Origin of the sequence: Komagataeibacter europaeus LMG 18890, assembly GCF_000285295.1 — a bacterium.
Taxonomy (GTDB): domain Bacteria; phylum Pseudomonadota; class Alphaproteobacteria; order Acetobacterales; family Acetobacteraceae; genus Komagataeibacter; species Komagataeibacter europaeus.
The window spans coordinates 1-1,896 of record NZ_CADP01000249.1 but is presented as its reverse complement, the minus strand read 5'-3'; the positions used below and the strand labels follow the sequence as shown (position 1 = coordinate 1,896).

4 protein-coding genes are annotated in these 1,896 nt (G+C 57.3%); all 4 read left to right on the top strand.

The annotated features are described in order from the left end of the window. The first annotated feature begins 43 nt into the window (after positions 1–43). The 4 genes from GEU01_RS21285 (at position 44) to GEU01_RS21270 (ending at position 1,845) form a co-directional block, all read left to right on the top strand. Entirely contained in the window at positions 44–850 is an 807-nt protein-coding gene (locus tag GEU01_RS21285) for a DUF3560 domain-containing protein (RefSeq protein ID WP_019087614.1), read from the top strand. Then, the gene (locus tag GEU01_RS21280) at positions 851–1,093 is read left to right on the top strand and encodes a hypothetical protein (protein WP_019087613.1); all 243 of its coding nucleotides are present in this window, start codon (positions 851–853) and stop codon (positions 1,091–1,093) included. Between the two features lie 186 nt (positions 1,094–1,279). Then, positions 1,280–1,567 carry a CopG family ribbon-helix-helix protein gene (locus GEU01_RS21275; RefSeq protein ID WP_019087612.1) on the top strand — a complete coding sequence of 96 codons (288 nt, stop codon included), beginning with the start codon at positions 1,280–1,282 and terminating at the stop codon, positions 1,565–1,567. Next, positions 1,564–1,845: a type II toxin-antitoxin system RelE/ParE family toxin gene (locus GEU01_RS21270; protein ID WP_019087611.1), complete on the top strand. Its 282-nt coding sequence runs from the start codon at positions 1,564–1,566 to the stop codon at positions 1,843–1,845. Before GEU01_RS21275 ends, GEU01_RS21270 begins: the two co-directional genes overlap by 4 nt. The last annotated feature ends 51 nt before the right edge of the window (positions 1,846–1,896 follow it).

Genomic DNA, 1,896 nt, shown 5'->3' with positions numbered 1-1,896 from the left:
ACCACACCGGCCCCATGAAACCCACATATAGGAGGCTCACCCTATGTCCACAGATTGCAACAAGCCGCTGAACCACTACGAACGCAAGCAGCAGGCCCGCCGTGACCGTTACGAAGAACGCGCGGAAAAGGCCCGCGTTGAATCCGATGCAAAGGCCCGCCGGGCAACCGAGATGGCAGATTGCATCCCGTTCGGCCAGCCCGTGCAGGTTGGGCATCATAGCGAACACCGGGACCGGCGATTTCGCCGCCGCATTGGCGAGGTCATGACGCAGGCGGTCGATGCTACCAAGAAGGCGGAATACTACGAGCAGAAAGCGGCCAGCGTTGGCATGGGTGGCGTGTCTAGTGACGATCCCGACGCCGTGCAAAAGCTGAAAACCCAGCTTGAAGAAGCCGAAGCGAAGGCCGAGAAGATGAAGGCCGCGAATAAGGCGGTCAGAAAGGGCGACCGTGCCGCCCTGGCCGCCTTGGGGTTCTCTGAAAAGGCCATAGATGCCTTGATGCAGCCGGATTTTGCTGGCCGCCTCGGCTTTCCCGCGTATGCGTTGAGCAACAACCGCGCCAACATTACCCGCATCCGCAAACGGATTGCCGAACTGGAAGCCGCAGCAGACCGGCAGGACGTGGAGGAAGAAGGCAACGGCTATACGTACCGCGAGGACACCGACGAGAACCGGGTGATGTTCCTTTTTGACGGGAAGCCGAACGACGAGACCCGGAATATTCTGAAACGGCACGCTTTCAAATGGTCGCCCAGCCGTGGCGCATGGGTGCGGCATCTGAATAACGCCGGGATTTATAGCGCCCGCTGTGTTCGGGCCATTCTCGACCAGAAGGGGGCGGAGTAAATGGCCCCCGCCACGTTCCGCAAGGATAGCGCCCCGGCGCTATCCACCCCGGCCCGGCAGGAAGCGGGCCGCCTTGTCATTGGCTTGCTCATGGTTGCGGCGCTAGGGCTTGAGATCGCAACGGCATGGAGCCTTGCCCGTCCTGCCGAGGACGAAAAAGACGCCTTTATGATTCCTTGCGTACAGCATGACAGTGTGCCGGCATGTCTTGCCAAATGGCACCACAAACATCCCACGGCATAATGCCAGGCGGAAAGGCAAGCCTTTCCGCCTGATCCTTTGTTATCCGCAGTAAACTGCGAATAAATGCGTGCCATCGCTTCGCGCTGGCACATCCACTTTATGCGGCCACAGGCCGCCGCCAGTTGCTTTTTTTGCTGATTTAATAGCCCTTATTAAGTATTATTAAATCCAGAAAGGGAGACCGACATGAGTGAAAAAATCACCCCCACGAAACAGACGGTCAGTGTGCAAATGCCGACCGATCTGGTCGAGGAAATGGATCGTTATGGAGAAGGCATCGAGCGGCCCCGGTCGTGGGTGATGCGCGAGGCCGTGGCGGATTACCTGCGCCGAGAGAAAGCCAAGGACGACGCAACCCGCGTTGCATTGAAGCAGGCAGACGAGGGGCTTTTTATAAGCGGGGATGCCGTCAAGGCATGGGCCAATAGCATCGGCACAGATAACCCCCTGCCCCTGCCGAAGCCGGGCCAATGAAATATATCTGGCTTCCACAAGCACAAGACGACTTGCACGAACTGACAAAGGGCTTTGAAAACCCGGAAACGGCCAGACGTATTATTGTGCGGCTTGCAAGCGTGCCCGATATGCTGGTGACGTTTCCCCGGATCGGCACCGCGTTACTAGGCTTCGCACCCCGCGACGTGCGCCGGTTTATCGTTGACGATTATGAGATCCGGTATGAAATACGAGACGATCTAATAATGATAACCAATGTGTTTCATACCCGTCAGGACCGTTATTCATTCCACTAAAACCGATCCCTTTTGCACGCAAAGCCGTGGATCAGGTTGCCGTAAAGTTTC

Excerpts from the sequence above, each read along its gene's own strand:
- GEU01_RS21285 (WP_019087614.1), top strand. The coding sequence starts at position 44 with ATGTCCACAGATTGCAACAAGCCGCTGAACCACTACGAACGCAAGCAG.
- GEU01_RS21280 (WP_019087613.1), top strand. The coding sequence starts at position 851 with ATGGCCCCCGCCACGTTCCGCAAGGATAGCGCCCCGGCGCTATCCACC.
- GEU01_RS21275 (WP_019087612.1), top strand. The coding sequence starts at position 1,280 with ATGAGTGAAAAAATCACCCCCACGAAACAGACGGTCAGTGTGCAAATG.
- GEU01_RS21270 (WP_019087611.1), top strand. The coding sequence starts at position 1,564 with ATGAAATATATCTGGCTTCCACAAGCACAAGACGACTTGCACGAACTG.